This is a genomic window from Bacillus sp. FJAT-47783 (assembly GCF_022808615.1).
Classification (GTDB): Bacteria; Bacillota; Bacilli; order Bacillales; family Aeribacillaceae; genus Bacillus_BZ.
This window is the reverse complement of record NZ_JAKZKS010000023.1, coordinates 1-20,897: the sequence shown is the minus strand read 5'-3', so window position 1 is coordinate 20,897 and position 20,897 is coordinate 1. Positions and strand designations below refer to the sequence as shown.

General features: G+C 37.7%; 19 protein-coding genes. All 19 read left to right on the top strand.

Annotated elements, in window-relative coordinates; translation table 11 throughout:
• Positions 1 to 300: 300 nt before the first annotated feature.
• Positions 301 to 2,775 carry a stage II sporulation protein E gene (gene spoIIE / locus MLD65_RS14460; protein WP_243292564.1) on the top strand — a complete coding sequence of 825 codons (2,475 nt, stop codon included), beginning with the start codon at positions 301 to 303 and terminating at the stop codon, positions 2,773 to 2,775.
• Positions 2,776 to 2,850: 75 nt separating this feature from the next.
• On the top strand, positions 2,851 to 3,585 hold the full coding sequence (locus MLD65_RS14455; protein ID WP_243292563.1) for a VWA domain-containing protein: 735 nt from the start codon (positions 2,851 to 2,853) through the stop codon (positions 3,583 to 3,585).
• On the top strand, positions 3,554 to 4,537 hold the full coding sequence (locus MLD65_RS14450) for a protein kinase domain-containing protein (protein ID WP_243292562.1): 984 nt from the start codon (positions 3,554 to 3,556) through the stop codon (positions 4,535 to 4,537). The genes MLD65_RS14455 and MLD65_RS14450 overlap by 32 nt, the downstream gene beginning before the upstream one ends.
• A gap of 147 nt (positions 4,538 to 4,684) precedes the next feature.
• Positions 4,685 to 6,076 (top strand): tRNA lysidine(34) synthetase TilS, encoded by a 1,392-nt coding sequence (gene tilS / locus MLD65_RS14445; protein WP_481748533.1) that lies wholly within the window; start codon positions 4,685 to 4,687, stop codon positions 6,074 to 6,076.
• Between the two features lie 21 nt (positions 6,077 to 6,097).
• Complete coding sequence (gene hpt / locus MLD65_RS14440) at positions 6,098 to 6,643, top strand: hypoxanthine phosphoribosyltransferase (protein ID WP_243292560.1); 546 nt, start codon at positions 6,098 to 6,100, stop codon at positions 6,641 to 6,643.
• A 102-nt stretch (positions 6,644 to 6,745) separates the two neighbouring features.
• Complete coding sequence (gene ftsH, locus MLD65_RS14435) at positions 6,746 to 8,701, top strand: ATP-dependent zinc metalloprotease FtsH (RefSeq protein WP_243292559.1); 1,956 nt, start codon at positions 6,746 to 6,748, stop codon at positions 8,699 to 8,701.
• Between the two features lie 355 nt (positions 8,702 to 9,056).
• Entirely contained in the window at positions 9,057 to 9,830 is a 774-nt protein-coding gene (locus MLD65_RS14430; protein ID WP_243292558.1) for a type III pantothenate kinase, read from the top strand.
• 5 nt (positions 9,831 to 9,835) lie between these two features.
• A complete protein-coding gene (gene hslO / locus MLD65_RS14425; protein ID WP_243292557.1) occupies positions 9,836 to 10,717 on the top strand; it encodes an Hsp33 family molecular chaperone HslO in 882 nt (293 codons plus the stop codon).
• A gap of 23 nt (positions 10,718 to 10,740) precedes the next feature.
• The gene (locus MLD65_RS14420) at positions 10,741 to 11,649 is read left to right on the top strand and encodes a peptidyl-prolyl cis-trans isomerase (protein ID WP_243292556.1); all 909 of its coding nucleotides are present in this window, start codon (positions 10,741 to 10,743) and stop codon (positions 11,647 to 11,649) included.
• Positions 11,650 to 11,739: 90 nt separating this feature from the next.
• A complete protein-coding gene (cysK, locus tag MLD65_RS14415) occupies positions 11,740 to 12,669 on the top strand; it encodes a cysteine synthase A (RefSeq protein WP_243292555.1) in 930 nt (309 codons plus the stop codon).
• Between the two features lie 376 nt (positions 12,670 to 13,045).
• On the top strand, positions 13,046 to 14,473 hold the full coding sequence (locus MLD65_RS14410; protein WP_279326095.1) for an anthranilate synthase component I family protein: 1,428 nt from the start codon (positions 13,046 to 13,048) through the stop codon (positions 14,471 to 14,473).
• An 11-nt stretch (positions 14,474 to 14,484) separates the two neighbouring features.
• Positions 14,485 to 15,072 (top strand): aminodeoxychorismate/anthranilate synthase component II, encoded by a 588-nt coding sequence (gene pabA / locus MLD65_RS14405; protein ID WP_243292554.1) that lies wholly within the window; start codon positions 14,485 to 14,487, stop codon positions 15,070 to 15,072.
• Position 15,073: 1 nt separating this feature from the next.
• Positions 15,074 to 15,937, top strand: a complete 864-nt coding sequence (gene pabC / locus MLD65_RS14400) for an aminodeoxychorismate lyase (protein ID WP_243292553.1) — start codon at positions 15,074 to 15,076, stop codon at positions 15,935 to 15,937.
• Between the two features lie 16 nt (positions 15,938 to 15,953).
• On the top strand, positions 15,954 to 16,799 hold the full coding sequence (gene folP / locus MLD65_RS14395) for a dihydropteroate synthase (protein WP_481748536.1): 846 nt from the start codon (positions 15,954 to 15,956) through the stop codon (positions 16,797 to 16,799).
• Positions 16,792 to 17,154: a dihydroneopterin aldolase gene (folB, locus tag MLD65_RS14390; RefSeq protein WP_243292601.1), complete on the top strand. Its 363-nt coding sequence runs from the start codon at positions 16,792 to 16,794 to the stop codon at positions 17,152 to 17,154. Before folP ends, folB begins: the two co-directional genes overlap by 8 nt.
• Complete coding sequence (folK, locus tag MLD65_RS14385; protein WP_243292552.1) at positions 17,151 to 17,678, top strand: 2-amino-4-hydroxy-6-hydroxymethyldihydropteridine diphosphokinase; 528 nt, start codon at positions 17,151 to 17,153, stop codon at positions 17,676 to 17,678. The genes folB and folK overlap by 4 nt, the downstream gene beginning before the upstream one ends.
• Positions 17,630 to 17,839 carry a helix-turn-helix domain-containing protein gene (locus tag MLD65_RS14380; RefSeq protein ID WP_243292551.1) on the top strand — a complete coding sequence of 70 codons (210 nt, stop codon included), beginning with the start codon at positions 17,630 to 17,632 and terminating at the stop codon, positions 17,837 to 17,839. The genes folK and MLD65_RS14380 overlap by 49 nt, the downstream gene beginning before the upstream one ends.
• Positions 17,840 to 17,859: 20 nt before the next feature.
• Positions 17,860 to 18,858: a tRNA dihydrouridine synthase DusB gene (gene dusB, locus MLD65_RS14375; RefSeq protein WP_243292550.1), complete on the top strand. Its 999-nt coding sequence runs from the start codon at positions 17,860 to 17,862 to the stop codon at positions 18,856 to 18,858.
• Positions 18,859 to 18,957: 99 nt separating this feature from the next.
• A complete protein-coding gene (lysS, locus tag MLD65_RS14370; protein WP_243292549.1) occupies positions 18,958 to 20,460 on the top strand; it encodes a lysine--tRNA ligase in 1,503 nt (500 codons plus the stop codon).
• The last annotated feature ends 437 nt before the right edge of the window (positions 20,461 to 20,897 follow it).

The following is a 20,897-nucleotide window of genomic DNA, read 5'->3' as shown; positions in this document are numbered from 1 at the left end:
CGCCCTTTCACGGCGGTAACACGGGTTCGAATCCCGTACGGGTCATAAAAAACGACTCTTTTCTTAAATGGAAAAGAGTCGTTTTTTATCTGATTAATATTAAAAAACATTGCCATCATCATAAATGTTATCCTCAAAATATAGCAATTTTTTTCTGAAAGCTTGTCTATTCGCAACTATTTCTGTCGCATCCAACGTTAATAGTCGAAAGATTCTGAAAACTAATCCCTTATTTTGACAAATTATTTCCGTTTGTTCTGTTATGATACAGTTAACTATAAATATGGGGGAGTGTCTGTAATGGAGAAAGTGGAAAGAAGGTTAGTCGAGCCAGCGTCCGGAATCAGTCTTCAGAAGGCACATGCTGTTTTGGGGAAATTATGGAAGAATATTAGTTTAAAGATGTATTCGATTATGTTTTATCGAGGCTTAGTTTATGTGATTATTGGTTTTTTACTTGGAAGAGCTTTCATCCTTTCTGAAATTGTTCCATTTGCCCTCCCGTTTTTTGGTGCAATTTTACTTATGAAAAAAGATAAAGCGTTATTAGCAGCTTTTTCTTTAATAGCAGGATCGTTAACAATTTCCCCGCAAATAGCCGTTGTCGTCGGTTCTTCTATATTTATATTCCTACTAGTAAATAAAATAACTACATTTTTTTATGATGATCGTTTAAAAGCTCTGCCATTCACCGTTTTCGCCTCCTTATTACTTACGAGACTATTGTATTCGTATTTCATGACCGGTTCACTTACACTCTATGATTATATGATGTCTGGAGTAGAGTCAGGTTTGTCGTTTATTTTAACCTTAATCTTTCTTCAAAGTATTCCACTTATTTCAGCGAGAACGTTTAAACAAACTTACAAAATCGAAGAGATTATTTGTTTAATGATTTTATTAGCTTCTGTGATGACAGGCTTAATCGGGATTCAATATGAAAATCTTCAAGCAGAACATATTGTCTCAAGGTATGTCGTCCTTCTATTTGCCTTTACAGGTGGTGCAAGTCTTGGCTGTACGGTAGGGGTTGTTACAGGTCTTGTCCTAAGTTTAGCGAACATTGGTAATTTATATCAAATGAGTTTATTAGCTTTCTCTGGTCTGCTCGGTGGATTATTAAAGGAAGGAAGAAAGCTAGGCGCTGCCATCGGCTTGTTAATAGGTTCGATGTTATTAACCCTCTATGGAGAAGGTTCAACCGATATTTGGACAAACATGTTAGAATCTCTTGTAGCTGTCGCTTTGTTCCTAGTAACACCACGTTCCTTAACTGAACGACTTGCGAAACATATTCCAGGGACGAATGAATATGCGATTGAACAACAATTGTATGTAAGAAAAATTCGAGATGTGACGGCACATCGTGTAGATCAGTTTTCGAATGTGTTTCATGCGCTATCAGAAAGCTTTACAACACTTTATTCAGATGAAGCGTTAGATGATGATCGTGAGGTTGATTTATTTTTAAGCAAAATTACCGAGAGCACTTGTCAAACGTGCTTTAAAAAAGATAAGTGTTGGGCACAAAATTTTGATCAAACATATCAATTCATGAAGCAAATGATGATTGAACAAAAGGAAAATACGTATCACTCAAACAGAAAATTAAAAAGAGAGTTTGATAAATATTGCTCGAAAGCACAAAAAGTTGAAGAAACGATGGAACAAGAAATGAATTATTTCCTTGCAAATCAAAAACTGAAAAAGCAAATACAAGAAACGAGAAGACTAGTAGCGGAACAATTAAGTGGGGTCTCCCAAGTCATGAGTGATTTTTCAAAAGAGATGAAAAAGGAACGTGAGCATCATTTCTTGCAAGAAGATCAAATATTTGAAGCATTACAAAACTTTGGTGTGGAAATAGGTCATATTGATATTTATAACTTAGAACAAGGAAATGTCGATATAGAGATGAGCATTCCTTATTGCAATGGCCATGGAGAGTGCGAAAAAATTATTGCTCCGATGCTTTCAGATATATTAGAAGAAACGATAGTCGTAAAGCGTGAACAATGTGCGAAATTTCCAAACGGATATTGTCACGTGTCCTTTGGCTCAGCAAAGACATTTCGGGTGGAAACAGGTGTAGCGCATGCAGCTAAGGGGGGAGGACTTGTCTCTGGCGATAGCTATACGATGATTGAATTAGGTGTTGGTAAGTACGCACTCGCCATAAGCGATGGAATGGGGAATGGTGAAAGAGCACATTTTGAAAGTAATGAAACGATTAAACTTCTTCAAAAAATTCTCCAATCAGGTATTGATGAAAAAATTGCGATTAAAACCGTTAATTCCATTCTCTCTTTACGAACAACAGATGAAATGTTTTCAACGTTAGATTTAGCCATTATTGATTTACAAGATGCAAATTGTAAATTTATGAAGATAGGTTCAACCCCTAGCTTTATAAAACGTGGAGACAAAGTGATAAAAGTACAAGCGAGCAACTTACCGATAGGCATCGTCGAGGAGATTGAAGTAGATGTTGTAGATGAACAATTGAAAGCAAAAGATATATTAATTATGATGAGCGATGGAATTTTTGAAGGGCCAAAACATGTAGAAAATCATGATTTATGGATGAAACGGAAAATAAAAGAGCTTGAAACAAATGATCCTCAGGAAATAGCAGATATCATTATGGAAGAGGTGATTCGGACAAGATCAGGTCGAATTGATGATGATATGACCATTGTCGTGGCAGAAATTGATCATAATACACCTAAGTGGGCATCAATACCAGTAGTCAAATATTCAAAGAAGACTGGGTAACCTCAAGTCTGTCGTATAAATACCCTTTAAAGTGGCGAGGATGGTAATGCGAACTCGTAACGAGGAGGGGACATAATGAAAAAAGGTACGTTAAAGCAAATCTTACTATTAACAGACGGATGTTCGAATAAAGGGGAAGACCCTATTGCAATGGCAGCATTAGCAAAAGAGCAAGGAATCACGGTGAATGTCATTGGAATTGTAGATGAAAAAGTGATTGATCAAGAAGCGATGGAGGAAATAGAAGGTATTGCGATGTCGGGAGGTGGTGTTAGTCAAATTGTTTATTCGCATCAACTTTCACATACTGTGCAAATGGTAACAAGACAAGCGATGACCCAAACCCTTCAAGGTGTTGTTAATCAGGAATTGCGGCATATTTTAGGTAAAAATTCTTCTATTGAAGAATTACCTCCGGAGGAACGGGGAGAAGTAATGGAAGTAGTGGATGAATTAGGGGAAACGGTTAATTTAGAAATCCTTATTCTTGTTGATACAAGTGCAAGCATGGAACCGAAGCTACCGACGGTAAAAGAGGCTTTGCTTGATCTTTCAATTAGCTTAAATTCAAGAATCGGACGAAATCAATTTTCTATTAGTGTATTTCCGGGGAAAAAGCAAGATGTAGAAAATGTGCTCGATTGGACACCGAAGTTAGAATCGATTTCGTCCATTTTCCCTAAGCTCACAACAGGTGGTATAACCCCAACTGGTCCTGCTATTCGGGAAGCTGCACAAAGTTTTAAAAAGAAACGCTCGTTAAGGAGTTATTTATTAGATGAAGAACATGTCGATGAACAACAACTTTAATGTGACGCCGGGTACGGTTATAAAAGGAAGGTGGCATGCCCGTACGTATCAAGTAGAGCGGCTTTTAGGGCGGGGAGCAGTCGGTCAAGTTTATTTAGCTACTAGTCAACACGGTAAAGTCGCTTTAAAGCTTAGCGAAAATAGCATGGGAATTACTTCAGAAGTAAATGTTTTAAAGCGACTTGCCGAGGCCCAAGGTTCAATTCTTGGGCCTTCTTTAATCGATGTGGATGATTATTATCATCCACTGTTAAAAAAACACCTCCCTTTCTATGTGATGGAGTATATAGAAGGGGAGCATTTTATAAAATTTGTCCAGACAAGGGGTTTAGAATGGGCCGATATATTAATTCTTCAACTACTAAGTGACTTAGATAAGTTGCACCAATCGGGTTGGGTATTTGGTGATTTAAAGCCAGATAATTTAATCGTCACATATCCTCCTGTAAAAATTCGCTGTATTGATGTGGGAGGAACTACGAGAATTGGACGTTCTATAAAGGAGTTTACTGAATTTTTTGATCGTGGCTATTGGGAGGTTGGGATGAGAAGAGCTGAACCAAGCTACGATTTATTTGCTGTCGCAATGATTATGATAAATGTCGTATATCCAAAACGGTTTTCAAAAAAAGGAAATGGGAAAGATTACTTAACGCAAATGATCGAATCTCATCCATACTTAAATAAGCGAAAAAAGCTGTTAACAAACGCTCTAAATAGTTCCTATTCTTCAGCAGCTTTCATGAAAAAAGAGCTGATGCAGCTTTTATCTGATGAGAAAAAACCAAAGATGCGTAAATCTACCATGAATTCTCGCACATCTCCACCTCCGAATAGAAAACAATACAAAAAAAAGAAGAAAAAGCAAAGAAGAGGAGTTTTTGAAACGGTTTTTATCGTCATTTTCCTTGCGTTTCTATACTCATTATACATTTTTACGAACTTGCTTTAAGAAAATATAAGAAATTTATGATTCAACCATTATAACTTTTGCAGTTTATCGGGAAATAATGATACGATATAGGTAAATGAACATCCAATTATTCGGATTTCCCTGTTGAGATGTCAAATAATTTCTAGTTGCAAAGTGAAGTGACACGTGTTGTTTGAAAAGGTTAAAAAAGAAATTTCTGACAGACAATTAATAGAACATCACTCGACAGTTGTTGTAGGTGTTTCTGGGGGGCCTGACTCCCTTGCTTTATTACATATTTTATATTGTTTGCGACATACTTTTTCATTGCATCTTGTTGCAGCACATGTAGATCACATGTTTAGAGGGCGACAATCAGAGGAAGAAATGGATGATGTGAAAAAATTCTGTCAATCACTTGGAATCCGTTGTGTAACAAAACAAATAGATGTCAAAGCATATGCTAAAAAGGAGCGCTTAAATAAGCAAGCCGCTGCAAGAGAGTGCCGTTACGCATTTTTTAAAGAAGTGATGGAGGAGTATGACGCAGATGTTCTCGCTTTAGGTCATCATGGTGATGATCAAGTTGAAACGATTTTAATGAAACTTGTTCGGGGGACGGTTGGAAAAGGCTTAATAGGGATTTCAAAGAAGAGAAAATTTGGCAGAGGCTATCTTGTTCGACCACTACTAAGTGTGACGAAAAAAGAAATTTTAACTTACTGTGAAAAACATGGTATAAACCCTCGTTTTGACCCGAGTAACGAACAAGATATGTATACAAGAAACCGATTTCGTAAATACATATTGCCATTTTTGAAAAAAGAGAATCCACAAGTTCATCAACATTTTCAATATTTTAGTGAAATTCTTGAAGAAGATGAACAATTTTTAGAGGAATTAGCAATAGAAAAAATGAATAAAGTAATGGAAAGAAAAACAAACTTTGAGGTAATCATGAAGGTTAGTGAATTCAAAAAGCTTCCCCCTCCTTTACAAAGAAGGGTGATTCATCTAATATTAAACTATCTTTCCAAAGGCCATCATTCCCCCGCTTTTTCTGCCATACATATCGAAAGTATTAAAGGAATGATGTATCAACCTCATCCTTCAAGTACGATGGATTTTCCGTTAGGTTTCAAAGCTATCAAATCTTATGACAAATTTACGATCACGAATAAACCACCTAAGCCTATACCTTACGAGTTCCATTTGAAAATTCCAGGTGAAATTACTTTGCCGAATGGGAAAAAAATAATTTGTGAAACTTTTGAAGGGGTCCCTACGTATAAAGACCATCATACCTTCTTTTTACCTCTTCATCTTTTAAATGAGCCATTAACGGTTCGAAGCAGGAGAGCTGGTGATAAAATTCACGTAAAAGGCATGAATGGGAGTAAAAAGGTAAAAGATATTTATATTGATAAGAAGGTGCCGAAAGATGAACGGGAAGTTTGGCCGATTATAGAAGATGGGAAAGGTAATATTATATGGATTCCTTTATTAAAAAAGTCAATTTTTGAGGTGTTTGACGTTACCAATCAATCATACATTGTATTACAATATAAAGAGCAATGATCTTCTAGGAGGAACAAAAGAATGTTAAATGATATTGAAAAAGTTTTGATTTCTGAAGAAGAAATTCAAACAAAGGTAAAAGAGCTTGGTACCGCTCTAACAGAGGATTATAAGGATAAATATCCTCTCGCTATTGGTGTTTTAAAAGGTGCAATGCCATTTATGGGGGATCTTTTAAAACGCATGAATACATATTTGGAAATGGATTTTATGGATGTTTCCAGTTACGGCAACCAAACCGTCTCAACAGGAGAGGTAAAAATTATTAAAGACTTAGATACTTCTGTCGAAGGCCGTGACATATTAATTATCGAGGATATTATCGATAGTGGCTTAACGTTAAGTTATCTTGTGGAGCTGTTTCGCTACCGTAAAGCAAAGTCCATTAAAATCGTTACACTGTTAGATAAGCCAAGTGGTCGCAAAGCAGATATTAAAGCAGATTATGTGGGATTTGAAGTTCCAGATGCTTTCGTAGTTGGTTACGGTTTAGATTATGCAGAAAAATACCGCAACCTTCCGTTTATTGGCGTATTAAAACAAGAAGTGTATCAAAAAAGTGAATAAACATCCATTGAAATTTGTAACAAGTGCCAATCTGTTGTAATGGAATGATTTTCTATGATACTATTGACTATATTTTGTTTTCACCGTGGGAGGAGGTAAGGAATGAATCGGATCTTCCGTAATACAATATTTTATTTGCTTATTTTTCTAGTGGTAATTGGTGTTGTTAGCTTCTTCCAAGGCGGCAACCAAAAACCTGAACAAATTACATTTAGTACCTTCGTCTCTAAATTAGAGGCTGGAGATGTAGAAAATATAACGTTACAGCCGGTTCGTGGTGTATATGAAGTGAGAGGTCATTTAGAAGGATACGCAGATGACCAATACTTCTTAACGTATATTTCTGGTGATGATGCTTTAGCACAAGTTAATAAAGCTGCAAACGAAAACCGTACAGATCTCACATATGTACAAGCAGAAGATACGAATGGATGGGTAGCGTTCTTTACGTCCATCATTCCGTTTGTCATTATCATTTTTCTTTTCTTCTTTTTACTCAACCAAGCTCAAGGTGGCGGTAGTCGCGTCATGAATTTTGGTAAGAGTAAAGCAAAACTTTACAATGAAGAGAAGAAAAAAGTGAAGTTTAAAGATGTCGCAGGTGCTGATGAAGAAAAAGCTGAGCTTGTAGAAGTCGTTGAGTTTTTAAAAGACCCAAGAAAATTTTCAGAGCTCGGTGCGCGTATACCAAAAGGTGTTCTTTTAGTTGGACCTCCGGGTACAGGTAAAACGCTATTAGCACGTGCCGTAGCAGGTGAGGCTGGGGTGCCATTCTTCTCGATCAGTGGTTCAGACTTTGTTGAGATGTTTGTCGGTGTCGGTGCATCCCGTGTTCGTGATTTATTTGAAAATGCAAAGAAAAATGCACCATGTATTATTTTTATTGATGAGATTGATGCAGTTGGTCGTCAACGTGGAGCCGGATTAGGCGGCGGTCACGATGAGCGTGAACAAACATTAAACCAGTTGCTTGTTGAGATGGATGGATTTAGTGCAAATGAGGGAATTATTATTATTGCAGCAACAAACCGTCCAGATATTTTAGATCCAGCATTATTGCGTCCTGGTCGCTTTGACCGTCAAATTACAGTGGATCGTCCAGATGTAAATGGGCGTGAGGCAGTGCTTAAAGTCCATGCGCGTAATAAACCTTTAGATGAATCTGTTAACTTAAAGAGCATCGCGATGAGAACACCTGGCTTTTCTGGTGCTGATCTTGAGAACTTATTAAATGAAGCAGCACTTGTAGCGGCTCGCCAAAATAAAAAGAAAGTCGACATGACTGATATCGATGAGGCGACGGATCGTGTTATTGCAGGTCCAGCTAAGAAAAGTCGTGTTATTTCCGAAAAAGAACGAAACATTGTTGCCTACCATGAAGCGGGTCATACTATTATTGGACTCGTTCTGGATGAAGCTGAAATGGTACATAAAGTAACGATTGTTCCTCGTGGTCAAGCTGGAGGCTATGCAGTTATGTTGCCAAAAGAGGATCGTTACTTCATGACGAAGCCTGAGTTGCTAGACAAAATTACGGGTCTTTTAGGAGGGCGCGTAGCAGAAGAAATTACTTTTGGTGAAGTAAGCACGGGTGCCCACAATGACTTCCAACGTGCTACAGGAATTGCTCGTCGCATGGTCACAGAATTCGGAATGTCTGATAAACTTGGTCCGCTTCAATTTGGTAGTACGCAAAGTCAAGTGTTCCTTGGACGTGACATTCAAAATGAGCAAAACTATAGTGATGCTATTGCTTACGAAATCGACTTAGAAATTCAACGAATTATTAAAGATTGTTACGAGCGTGCGAAAACAATTTTAACTGAAAATAACGAAAAGCTGGAGCTTGTGGCTAAAACATTATTGGAAGTTGAAACATTGGATGCTGACCAAATTAAACATTTAGTTGAGAAAGGAAAACTTCCTGAGCGTAAAGCAGAAGTGAATATTGTTGCTCGTGAAAACAAAGATGAAGCCTCTTCATCAGAAGATGTACGCGTCAATATTCAAACTCAAAAAGATCATGACTCTTCTCGTAATGTGGAATCGAAAGAGTAAGCTTATCCATCAAGACCGTCAATTAGTTTTTCTAATTGGCGGTTTTTCTGTCGGAAAAGAATAAATAACATGTCGTTTTAGCCCCTCTTAACAGACAGTAAGACCCCCACCTCAAGATTCTGTAGTAAAGCAAAGAAGATAGGTGGGGTAAAGGTCTGATTGGTTCAAGTAACATTCAGTGGGGGATGAAAAAAACACTGACATTCACTCCCGTTCCCCTACTCTATGAAGTTTTTGCTTTTCTTATATTAAATGAAGTGTTGTGGGTACATGGTAACTCTAATAATAAAATTGTGATATGATGAGGTCAGAATGTTTTTTGAATAATAGATAAAATAAACAAAGGTGATGTCAAGTGATTTTAGTTTTGGATGTAGGAAACACAAATACAGTTATTGGGATATATGTAAAAGATGAATTAAAGCATCATTGGCGTATTGAAACAAGTCGAAATAAAACAGAAGATGAGTTTGGCATGCTCTTTAAATCATTGTTTGAGCACGTTGGGTTAACCTTTGCCGACATAAAAGGGATGATTATTTCTTCAGTTGTACCACCGATTATGTTTGCTTTAGAAAGAATGTGTCATAAGTACTTCCATGTAAAACCACTAATTGTCGGCCCTGGGATTAAAACAGGGTTGAATATTAAATATGAAAACCCTCGTGAAGTAGGGGCAGACCGGATCGTCAATGCAGTAGCTGGCATTCATTTATATGGAGGACCACTGATTATTGTTGATTTCGGAACCGCTACGACATATTGTTACATTAATGAGGAAAAGCAGTATATGGGTGGTGCCATAGCGCCTGGGGTAAATATTTCAACTGAAGCTTTATATTCTAAAGCTGCTAAATTACCGAGGATAGAGATTGTTCGACCTGATGACATTATTGGCAAAAATACAGTAAGTGCTATGCAAGCAGGTATTTTATACGGTTATGTAGGACAAGTGGAAGGAATTGTGTCAAGAATGAAAGCACAAGCTAAAAAGGCACCTACTGTGATTGCTACAGGGGGTCTAGCTGCATTAATTGCCAAAGAATCCAATATTATTGATATTGTCGATCCTTTTTTAACATTAAAGGGGTTACAACTTATTTATGAACGGAATGTAGGAAAGGAGTAACAACGATGAACGACTACTTAGTAAAGTCATTAGCTTTTAACGGACAAGTTCGTGCTTATGCTGTTAGAACAACTGAATCAGTTGGGGAAGCACAGCGAAGACATCAAACGTGGCCAACCGCTTCTGCAGCGCTAGGCCGTACAATGACAGCCGGCGTTATGCTCGGTTCGATGTTAAAGGGAGAAGAAAAAATAACGATTAAAGTTGAAGGTGGGGGACCAATCGGGGTCATTTTAGTTGACGTTAATGCAAAAGGGGACGTTCGTGGCTATGTAACAAACCCACAAACGCATTTTGATTTGAATCAAAACGGTAAATTAGACGTTGCTCGTGCTGTTGGAACTTCTGGAACGTTAACGATTGTAAAAGATTTAGGACTTAGAGAACATTTTACTGGGCAAGTTCCATTAGTTTCAGGTGAGCTTGGTGAGGACTTTACGTATTATTTAGTCTCATCAGAACAAGTGCCTTCTTCAGTCGGTGTAGGTGTTCTCGTAAACCCTGATAACAGTATATTAGCTGCCGGTGGATTTATTATTCAATTAATGCCTGGTACAGAAGAATCGACGATTGCCCAAATTGAAAATCGACTAAGTAGCCTAGAACCTATTTCGAAATTAATTCAAAAAGGGCTTACGCCAGAAGAAATTTTAGAAGAAGTATTAGGAAAAGAAAATGTGAAAATTATTGATAAAATGCCAGTAAAATTCCAATGTCAATGTTCAAAAGAACGTTTTATGAATGCTATTGTTAGCCTCGGTGCCGATGAAATTCAAGCGATGATTGACGAGGACGAAAAAGCAGAAGCAGAATGCCACTTTTGTCATGAAACGTATCATTTCTCAAAAGAAGAATTAGAAAGCTTAAAAGCATCTGCTAATAGATAAGACGTTTAAGGGAGCTGGAGAAGGTGAAGGGAAAGACTTTATGGGGCATTATTTTTGGTCTTGTCGTTACGAACTGCTTAACGATAGCCCTTTTGTTGAACAATGGAAAAACATCCATCGCTACTTCAAGTAATGAAGCAGCAACACAATCTGAAACGGTCGCTCAAATCGGTGATGAAGTAATCAATCGTCAAGAATGGTTAGCTGAGCTTGAAAACCGATTTGGGAAAACGACTTTAGAAAATATGATCAACAAGAAAGTGGTAGAAGAGCTAGCGAAAAAATATGATATCGAAGTGCCTGAGAAGGTGATTGACCGAGAATTGATGATGTTTAAAGCGACATATAATGCGTTTGGTGAAGAAGGGATTCAAGAGGAAGAAAACTGGCGTGAACAAATTCGCTACAGTATTTTGTTAGAAGAGCTGTTAACAAAGGATGTAGACGTGTCTGAGGAAGAAATGAGACAATATTTTGATGCGAATAAACAGTATTATCAAATTGATACATCCTATCACCTTTCGCATATTGTCGTAAAGACTAAGGAGGAAGTATCGCAGATTTTAAAGGAATTGGATGAAGGCTCAAGTTTTGAAGCGTTAGCAGCTGAGCGATCGATTGATGAGATAACGGCGGCTAATGGTGGCGATTTAGGCTATGTGTCAGAAAATAGTAATAATTATACACCAAAAAAATATGTTGAAGAAGCGGGGAAATTAAAAAAGGGTGAATGGTCTAATGCCATTCAAATTGACGATCAATATGCTATCATCCTTTTACACGAAAAATTAGATGGTGTGGCATATCGTTATGAAGATGTACGTGATCAAATTCGCAGACAATTGGCTCTTGAGCAAATGGAAGGAAATGTTACTACAAAAAAATTATGGGAAGAAATAGGTGTTACTTGGTTTTATGGTAATCAAGATTAACATTACATACGAAGTAATTGACAGTTCTAAAAAATGTTGCTATATTTTCTATAAAACCAATAAAATTACTCGGAAATAGGGGTGGGGAATATGGCTGTTGTGGCAAATTCAATTTTGGATTTAATTGGTAAGACTCCTGTAGTAAAGTTAAATCAAATTGTTGATGAAAATAGTGCAGACGTTTATTTAAAATTAGAATTCATGAATCCTGGAAGTAGTGTGAAAGACCGAATTGCTTATGCGATGGTGGAGGCTGCAGAAAAAGCAGGGAAATTAAAAAAAGGCGATACAATTATCGAACCGACAAGTGGGAATACAGGTATTGGCCTTGCGATGGTGGCTGCTGCTAAAGGGTTACGGGCGATTTTAGTGATGCCTGATACAATGAGTTTAGAACGTCGAAACTTATTGCGTGCATATGGTGCAGAACTTGTTCTAACTCCGGGATCAGAGGGAATGGGCGGAGCCATTCGGAAAGCGGAAGAATTGTCCCGAGAACATGGATATTTTATGCCACAACAATTTAAGAATGAAGCAAACGTAGAAATTCACCGTCTTACAACAGGTCCGGAAATTGTCGAACAAATGGGGGATCAGCTAGATGCATTTGTTGCTGGAATTGGAACTGGTGGTACGATTACAGGTGCAGGTTCGGTTCTAAAAGAAAAATATGAAAATGTAAAAATTTATGCTGTTGAACCATCAGACTCACCTGTACTATCAGGTGGAAAACCTGGACCGCATAAAATCCAAGGAATTGGAGCGGGATTTGTACCTGATATTTTAGATACGGCCATTTATGATGAAGTTATTACCGTTCAAAATGAAGAGGCTTTTGAAGCAGCTCGTAAGGCTGCCCGGCAAGAAGGGATTTTAGGTGGAATTTCATCTGGTGCTGCCATACACGCTGCTCTTAAAGTTGCAAAGCAATTAGGTAAAGGGAAAAAAGTATTAGCCATCATACCAAGTAATGGAGAAAGATACTTAAGCACACCGTTATATCAATTTGAAGAAGAGTAAAATAAAAGCTTTTAAAATGTCGCTCAATAAAATTGAGCGACATTTTTTTGTAATGCTAGAATTTATATCATTTTGATAAAGTTTTCAGGGGGAAAAAGAGTTTTCGATGTCTAGCGAAAGCTGCATAACCCCTCAAGGTCAAATAACCTTTATCCAATAAAGGTAAAGAGCGTCTTTTTTGGACGAAGAACATTTTTGCTCGAGGCTGAGCAAGCACCCTTGGCTTTTGTTCCTCAAAAAGCACAAAAATGAAGTGGTCATTATACCCAAAATTTCATATATATTTCTTTTGCAAAATGACAAGACTCCCCTACTTTCACGTGTAAACATTCCTTTTATCATGTAAAATAAATGTATGAGTAAAAAGGAGAGTTATATGATGCATCGAGAACAGACACGTAAACCAATTGCGTTATCATTTCCGTTTGATAAAGAAATGTTTTTCAAAAGATATGAGGAACTTTCTTATGACGAATCGTATCATGTCTTATTAGAAAGTGGTCGAGGTGGACACTATAGTATAGCTGGCATTAAACCGTTTGCGGTGATTTCCGGAAAAAATGGTGTCACAACGATTCGACAAGAAGAAGAGGAACATCATGTAGAAGGGAACCCTCTTTTCGTTTTTGAAGAATGGATGAAAGCGTACAAATCTGTAACAGACCCGAACCTTCCCGATTTTCAAGGTGGTGCAATCGGGTTTATTAGCTACGATAGTGTTCGATATTTTGAAAAGCTCCCAGAAATAGCATTCGATGATCTGGAAACACCTGATATTTATTTTTTAGTGTTTAACGAAGTCGCCGTTTATGATCATGAAACTTCACATATATGGTTGATTTCACATTACCAGGACGAAAGTGAAAAGACAGACGTATATGATCGATTAGACGAGTGGAAAGAGTTGTGGCTGCATGGCTCTAAAATGAACATTAACTATGTTTCAGTAGAAAAAAATAGCGATTCTGAGCCGGTTTCGTTTATGGAAGAACCGTTTAAAGAAGCTGTTGAGAAGGTTCGAAAATATATTGCTCAAGGTGACGTTTTTCAAGTCAATCTATCAGTTCGCCAAGCGCAACCACTCTCGTGTCATCCATTTGTATTGTATAAAACATTAAGAACAATAAATCCATCTCCTTATATGGGTTATATTCATACTCCTCAATTCCAAATTGTTAGCGGTTCCCCTGAACAGTTGATAAAACGAAAAGGACAAGCGTTAAATACTCGGCCAATTGCGGGGACGCGTTCTAGAGGTAGAACGGATGAAGAGGATTTGCAGCTTGCGAAGGAACTGATTAATAATGAAAAAGAGCGAGCAGAACATGTCATGCTCGTTGACTTAGAACGAAATGACCTTGGTCGGGTGTGTCGATACGGAACAGTAAGTGTGAACGAGTTCATGGTCATTGAAAAATATTCCCATGTAATGCATATTGTGTCAAATGTGCAAGGTGAATTACAAGAGGGTAAAGGGTTTTTAGACATTATTCGGGCTGTATTTCCCGGTGGAACTATTACTGGGGCTCCAAAAGTGAGAACAATGGAAATTATTGAAGAGTTAGAGCCGACGAGAAGAGGGATATATACAGGTTCCATCGGTTGGCTCGGTTTTAATGATGACTTAGAATTTAATATCGTTATTCGTACTTTATTTGTAAAAGATGGTTGGGGCTATGTACAGGCAGGAGCAGGAATTGTTATTGACTCTGTTCCGGAATATGAGTTTAGAGAGTCGTTAAAAAAAGCTGAGGCATTATGGAAAGCAAAGACAATGAGTGAAGAAGAGAATCTTTTAGTATGAGGTGAGAAGAGATGATTTTAATGATTGATAATTATGATTCATTTACGTATAACTTAGTTCAATATTTAGGTGAGCTTGGGGAAGACCTTGTCGTTAAACGTAATGATGAAATAACGATTGAAGAAATACGGAAGTTAAATCCTAGTTTATTAATGATTTCCCCAGGCCCTTGCTCCCCAAATGAAGCGGGCATTAGCTTAAAAGTCATTGAAACATTTGCGGGTAAAATTCCGATTTTCGGTGTATGTCTCGGACATCAATCTATTGCCCAAGTTTTTGGGGGTGAAATCGTTCAAGCAGAGCGTCTGATGCATGGAAAAACTTCAAACATTTATCATGACGGGAAAACAATTTTTAATGGACTTGGAAACCCATTTACGGCAACCCGCTATCATTCTTTAATTGTCAAAAAAGAAACACTGCCTGATTGTTTTGATATATCTGCTTGGACTGAAGATCATGAGATTATGGCGATTCGCCACAAAACATTACCAGTTGAAGGTGTTCAGTTTCATCCAGAGTCCATTATGACGGAGGACGGAAAAAAATTATTAAAAAACTTTTTACTTAGCTATTCCCGTAAGGAAAAGAGTGTATAAAGTGTTTATTTATGTAAACGGTGAGTTTGTTAGAGAAAAAGAAGCGGTTATTTCTCCGTTTGATCACGGGTTTTTGTATGGATTAGGGGTGTTTGAAACCATTCGAGTATACAAAGGTCACCCCTTTTTAATAGATGATCATTTAAAAAGGTTAAACGATGCTCTTAAGGATTTAAATATTGAAGCTCATATAACGAGGGAGAATGCTTTAAAGATTATAAATCAATTATTAAAATTAAACGACCTTCAAAATGCGTACGTTCGTATTAATGTTTCCGCTGGTGAATCGATTTTAGGTTTATCCGTCGAGCCTTATGAAAACCCAACTGAAATTTTTTTTATGAAAGGACTATCTATTCCAGAAGGCCAAACAAAAAAAGGAGAATTATTATCGATTCGTCGAAACTCTCCGGAAGGTTTATATCGATTGAAATCTCATCATTACCTTAATAATATTTTGGCGAAAAGGGAAATCGGTGCCAATCAATATATGGAAGGGATCTTTTTGACGGATGAAGGTTTTGTGGCAGAAGGAATTGTGTCTAATCTTTTTTGGGTGAAAGATGGAAAGGTTTATACACCGTCCATTGAGACTGGTATATTAAACGGGGTTACAAGACAATATATTTTAACGTGTCTCGACCTCCTTCGTATTCCAGCTTTCGAAGGTCTTTATAAAAAGGAAGAGCTATTAGAAAGTCAAGAAGTGTTTATCACAAACTCCTTGCAGGAAATTGTCCCGATCACCAGTATTGGCTCAACACGTTTTGTTGGACAAGCCGGTGTTATTACACAGCAATTGAAGTCGCTATATAGAAAACATCGTACACACTTATTTAGTCGACATCAACTAGTAAGCAGGTGATTTTATGGATACTCAAATGAAATCTCAAAGCCGTATGTTATCATGCGGACCTTTTCAATTACCTTTTGAAGAGCAAACGCAAATTATGGGGATATTGAATATAACACCTGACTCGTTTTCAGATGGGGGTCGCTTTAACGAGCTTAATCAAGCGGTTGAGCGTGCAAAAGAAATGGTTGACCACGGTGCTCATATTATTGATGTCGGTGGTGAATCGACAAGACCTGGGGCAGAGCCTGTTTCATTAGAAGAAGAGTTACATCGTGTAGTTCCCGTTATTCAAGCTTTAGCGAAGGAAATAAATGTCCCTATATCTGTTGACACATATAAAGCGGAAGTAGCTAGACAAGCGGTTGAAGCGGGAGCAACGATTATTAACGACGTATGGGGAGCTAAAAAAGAGCCAGAAATTGCAAAAGTTGCTGCTAAATACAATGTTCCGATTATATTAATGCATAATCGTTCCAATCGAGATTATTGTCATTTAATTGAAGATATGATAGAAGACTTACATGAAAGTATTTCAATTGCTCTTGATGCAGGAGTGAAAAAAGAGAATATTGTTTTAGACCCAGGTATTGGTTTTGCAAAAACAGTCGAGGATAATTTAGAGGTTATGAAAAATTTAGATAAGTTTACAGCGCTTGGTTATCCGGTTTTACTTGGAACCTCTCGAAAATCCTTTATCGGTCATGTTCTTGATTTACCTCCTGCTGAACGAGTGGAAGGAACAGGTGCTACTGTTTGCTTAGGCATTGAGAAAGGGTGCCAGTTTGTCCGGGTTCACGATGTTCTTCAAATTTCAAGAATGACTAAAATGATGGATGCAATGCTTGGAAAAGGAGGAGGACATTATCGATAAAATATATGTAAACGGCATGGCGTTTTACGGATACCATGGTGTCTTTCTAGAAGAAAATAAATTAGGGCAACGATTTTACGTAGATGTCATATTAGAATTGGATTTGGATAAGGCTGGAAAAAGTGATAACTTATCGTATACCGTGAACTATGGCGATGTCTATAACATATGCCAAAAAGTTGTTGAAGGGGAAGTATGCAAGCTCGTTGAAACTGTAGCAGAAAAAATTGCGCAAAACATTTTGCGCGAATTTGAGATAGTAGAAGAATGTACTATCAAAGTGACAAAACCAGATCCGCCTATCCCTGGTCACTATCAGTCGGTAGCGGTTGAAATTAAGAGGGGTCGACAATGAATAACATCGCCTATTTATCATTAGGTTCGAATATAGGGGATCGAATATCCTACTTAAATGGAGCTATACGCGATCTGGAGGAAACCCATCAAATCCAAATCGTTAAAAAATCTTCCATTTACGAAACAGATCCAGTCGGTTATACTGATCAAGATTTGTTTCTAAATATGGTGCTGAAAATTACGACAGATTTAACCCCCTATCAACTACTTTCTTTGCTACAACAAATAGAGAATAAAATGGAACGCAAGAGAGAAATCAGATGGGGCCCTAGAACGTTAGACCTTGACATATTATTGTTCAATGATGAAAATATTGAAACAGAACAATTAACTATTCCACACCCAAGAATGTATGAACGTTCTTTTGTGCTGGTTCCATTGTTAGAAATAGAACCAAACCTAACGTTTCCACAGCGGACAGAATCTCTTGTGCACCTAATAGATCAATTAAGGGATAAAGAAGGAGTACGGATATGGAAGCAGAAAAGTGGGGAAGAAGAATTCGCGCTTTTAGAAAGTTAAAAGGCTATACTCAAGAAAGTTTTGCGAAAGATTTAGGTGTTTCGGTTTCGGTACTAGGTGAAGTAGAGCGGGGAAATCGAGTTCCATCGAAACAATTTGTTGAACATATAGCCGAGTTACTCGAAATAAGTGTTGATGAATTAACACCAGAAAACGATTAATGAAAAAGGAGGTTGGATTGATGTTTAAAATCGGAGATATTCAATTGAAAAACCGCGTTGTACTTGCACCGATGGCAGGTGTTTGTAATGCTGCCTTTCGCTTAACCGTAAAAGAATTCGGCGCAGGGTTAGTATGTGCAGAAATGGTAAGTGATAAGGCTATCCTTTATCAAAATGTAAAAACGATGGGGATGCTTTATATTGATGAACGTGAAAAACCATTGAGCTTACAAATATTTGGAGGCGAAAAAGAATCATTAGTTGAAGCGGCTAAATTTGTTGATAAAAATACAACGGCTGATATTATTGATATTAACATGGGATGTCCTGTACCGAAGATTACAAAATGTGATGCTGGTGCAAAATGGTTATTAGATCCGAATAAAATTTATGACTTAGTAGCATCTGTTGTCGATGCGGTTGAGAAGCCTGTAACGGTTAAAATGCGCATGGGTTGGGATGAAAATCATATTTATGCGGTCGAAAATGCCCAAGCAGTTGAACGGGCAGGTGGCCAAGCTGTAGCTTTGCATGGTCGTACTCGTGTACAAATGTATGAAGGTGTAGCGAATTGGGATATCATTAAAGAAGTAAAGCAATCTGTGAATATTCCGGTTATTGGAAATGGTGATGTGAAAACACCTCAAGATGCGAAACGGATGCTCGAAGAAACGGGCGTAGATGGTGTGATGATTGGTCGTGCTGCACTCGGTAACCCGTGGATGATTTACCGCACTGTTAAATATTTAGAAACTGGCGAGTTAATTGATGAGCCGAATGTACGTGAAAAAATGGATGTATGTAAACTGCACTTAGACCGCTTAATTCAACTTAAGGATGAACACGTTGCGGTACGAGAAATGAGGAAGCATGCTGCTTGGTACTTAAAAGGAATCCGCGGTAATGCAAAGGTTCGTAATGAAATTAATACATGTGAAACGCGGGACGAACTTGTAACCCTAATTGATAATTTTGTAGAAGAAGTAGAAGCGAAGGAGCAACAAATTCAAGCAGGCTAAAGCGCTCTTTGTCAGACATCCAGACTACTGCCAGGTTATCTGGCAGTTTTTCTGCTTTCATATTTACAGAATACTTTCAAATTGGAGTTGAGGAATAAAATGAGTCAAGAAGAACTAAACAACAAACAAGATTTAAATGATCAGTTACAGGTTAGACGTGAGAAGTTGCAAACATTAAAAGATAATGGAATTGATCCTTTCGGAAAGCGTTTTGAGCGTTCCCATCAAGCAGAAGAAGTAAAAGAGCAGTTCGATGCGTTATCAAAAGAGGATCTCGAAGAAAAAGGTGAAGTTGTATCTTTAGCTGGTCGCGTTATGACGAAGCGTGGGAAAGGAAAAGCAGGATTTGCGCACATCCAAGACTTATCTGGACAAATTCAAATATACGTTCGTAAAGATGCGGTAGGAGAAGAAGCTTACGAAACTTTCAACACAGTGGACTTAGGGGATATCGTAGGCGTAACTGGTACAGTGTTTAAAACAAAAGTAGGCGAGCTCTCGATTAAAGTATCGGAATTTCAACTATTAACAAAATCACTTCGTCCATTACCAGATAAATATCACGGCTTAAAGGATATCGAGCAACGCTATCGACAACGATACCTTGATCTTATTATGAATCCTGAAACTAAAAATACGTTTATTACGAGAAGTAAAATTATTCAATCGATGCGCCGATATTTTGATAGCCAAGGATTTTTAGAGGTTGAAACACCAACAATGCACTCTATTCCTGGTGGAGCATCAGCTCGACCATTTATTACACATCACAATGCGCTTGATATGCCATTATATATGCGTATTGCAATTGAACTTCATTTAAAACGACTTATCGTCGGTGGACTAGAAAAAGTTTATGAAATCGGCCGAGTATTCCGTAATGAAGGGGTATCTACTCGACATAACCCAGAATTTACAATGCTTGAGCTATATGAAGCGTATGCTGATTATGAAGATATTATGGAGCTTACAGAGAATGTAATTGCTCATATTGCAAAAGAAGTGTTAGGAACAACAAAAGTTCAATACGGAGAACACGAAGTAAACTTAGAGCCAAAGTGGACCCGTTTACATATGGTGGATGCGATTAAAGAGTACACTGGGGTAGACTTCTGGCCTGTAACGACAACAGAAGAAGCACGTCAACTAGCAAAAACTCATGGAATCGAGATTGATGATAATATGCAATATGGCCATATTGTCAATGAGTTTTTCGAGCAAAAAGTAGAAGATAAATTGATTCAACCAACTTTCATTTACGGACACCCTGTAGAAATATCACCATTAGCGAAAAAGAATGAAGAAGATTCACGATTTACAGACCGCTTTGAGCTTTTTATTGTAGGTCGTGAACATGCTAATGCCTTTACGGAATTAAACGACCCGATTGATCAACGTGAACGTTTTGAGGCGCAGTTAAAAGAGCGTGAGCAAGGAAATGATGAAGCGCATATGATGGATGAGGATTTCGTAGAAGCATTAGAATATGGAATGCCTCCTACAGGCGGACTTGGAATTGGTATTGATCGTCTCGTTATGCTGTTAACTAACTCTCCATCCATCCGTGATGTGTTATTATTCCCGCAAATGAGACAAAAGTAATCAGTGTAGAGTAGAGCTGCTTGTACGCTTTTTCTCTCAAAAGTATGCAAGCAGCTTTTCTCTGCCTTTAATGAGATTACTTTCTGCACCTTTTAAGAAAAAATCTGAAAAACTTATAAAAAAAGTATTGCTTTTTTATTTGATGGGTGATATATTATTATTCGTCGCTGCTAACAACGAGTTAGCGACAAAGAAAACAAAAAAAGTTCTTGACCGATAAAACAAGTCATGGTATTATTAAAAAGCTGGTCTTGAGAAGTTGATAAAAACATCTTGACAAAGCTGAGTAATGTGATACAATATGGTCTTGTGTCATTAAAATGATCTTTGAAAACTAAACAAAACCAAGCGTTTCTGTTAATTCTATTTATTTTATGAGCAAGTCAAACTTTTATTGGAGAGTTTGATCCTGGCTCAGGACGAACGCTGGCGGCGTG

Bases quoted from the DNA above. Each gene is read 5' to 3' on its own strand.
- hpt (WP_243292560.1), top strand. From the start codon at position 6,098: ATGTTAAATGATATTGAAAAAGTTTTGATTTCTGAAGAAGAAATTCAA.
- MLD65_RS14380 (WP_243292551.1), top strand. From the start codon at position 17,630: ATGGAAGCAGAAAAGTGGGGAAGAAGAATTCGCGCTTTTAGAAAGTTA.
- pabA (WP_243292554.1), top strand. From the start codon at position 14,485: ATGATTTTAATGATTGATAATTATGATTCATTTACGTATAACTTAGTT.
- MLD65_RS14410 (WP_279326095.1), top strand. From the start codon at position 13,046: ATGATGCATCGAGAACAGACACGTAAACCAATTGCGTTATCATTTCCG.
- MLD65_RS14455 (WP_243292563.1), top strand. From the start codon at position 2,851: ATGAAAAAAGGTACGTTAAAGCAAATCTTACTATTAACAGACGGATGT.
- spoIIE (WP_243292564.1), top strand. From the start codon at position 301: ATGGAGAAAGTGGAAAGAAGGTTAGTCGAGCCAGCGTCCGGAATCAGT.
- folK (WP_243292552.1), top strand. From the start codon at position 17,151: ATGAATAACATCGCCTATTTATCATTAGGTTCGAATATAGGGGATCGA.
- lysS (WP_243292549.1), top strand. From the start codon at position 18,958: ATGAGTCAAGAAGAACTAAACAACAAACAAGATTTAAATGATCAGTTA.
- folP (WP_481748536.1), top strand. From the start codon at position 15,954: ATGAAATCTCAAAGCCGTATGTTATCATGCGGACCTTTTCAATTACCT.
- cysK (WP_243292555.1), top strand. From the start codon at position 11,740: ATGGCTGTTGTGGCAAATTCAATTTTGGATTTAATTGGTAAGACTCCT.
- MLD65_RS14450 (WP_243292562.1), top strand. From the start codon at position 3,554: ATGAAGAACATGTCGATGAACAACAACTTTAATGTGACGCCGGGTACG.
- dusB (WP_243292550.1), top strand. From the start codon at position 17,860: ATGTTTAAAATCGGAGATATTCAATTGAAAAACCGCGTTGTACTTGCA.
- hslO (WP_243292557.1), top strand. From the start codon at position 9,836: ATGAACGACTACTTAGTAAAGTCATTAGCTTTTAACGGACAAGTTCGT.
- ftsH (WP_243292559.1), top strand. From the start codon at position 6,746: ATGAATCGGATCTTCCGTAATACAATATTTTATTTGCTTATTTTTCTA.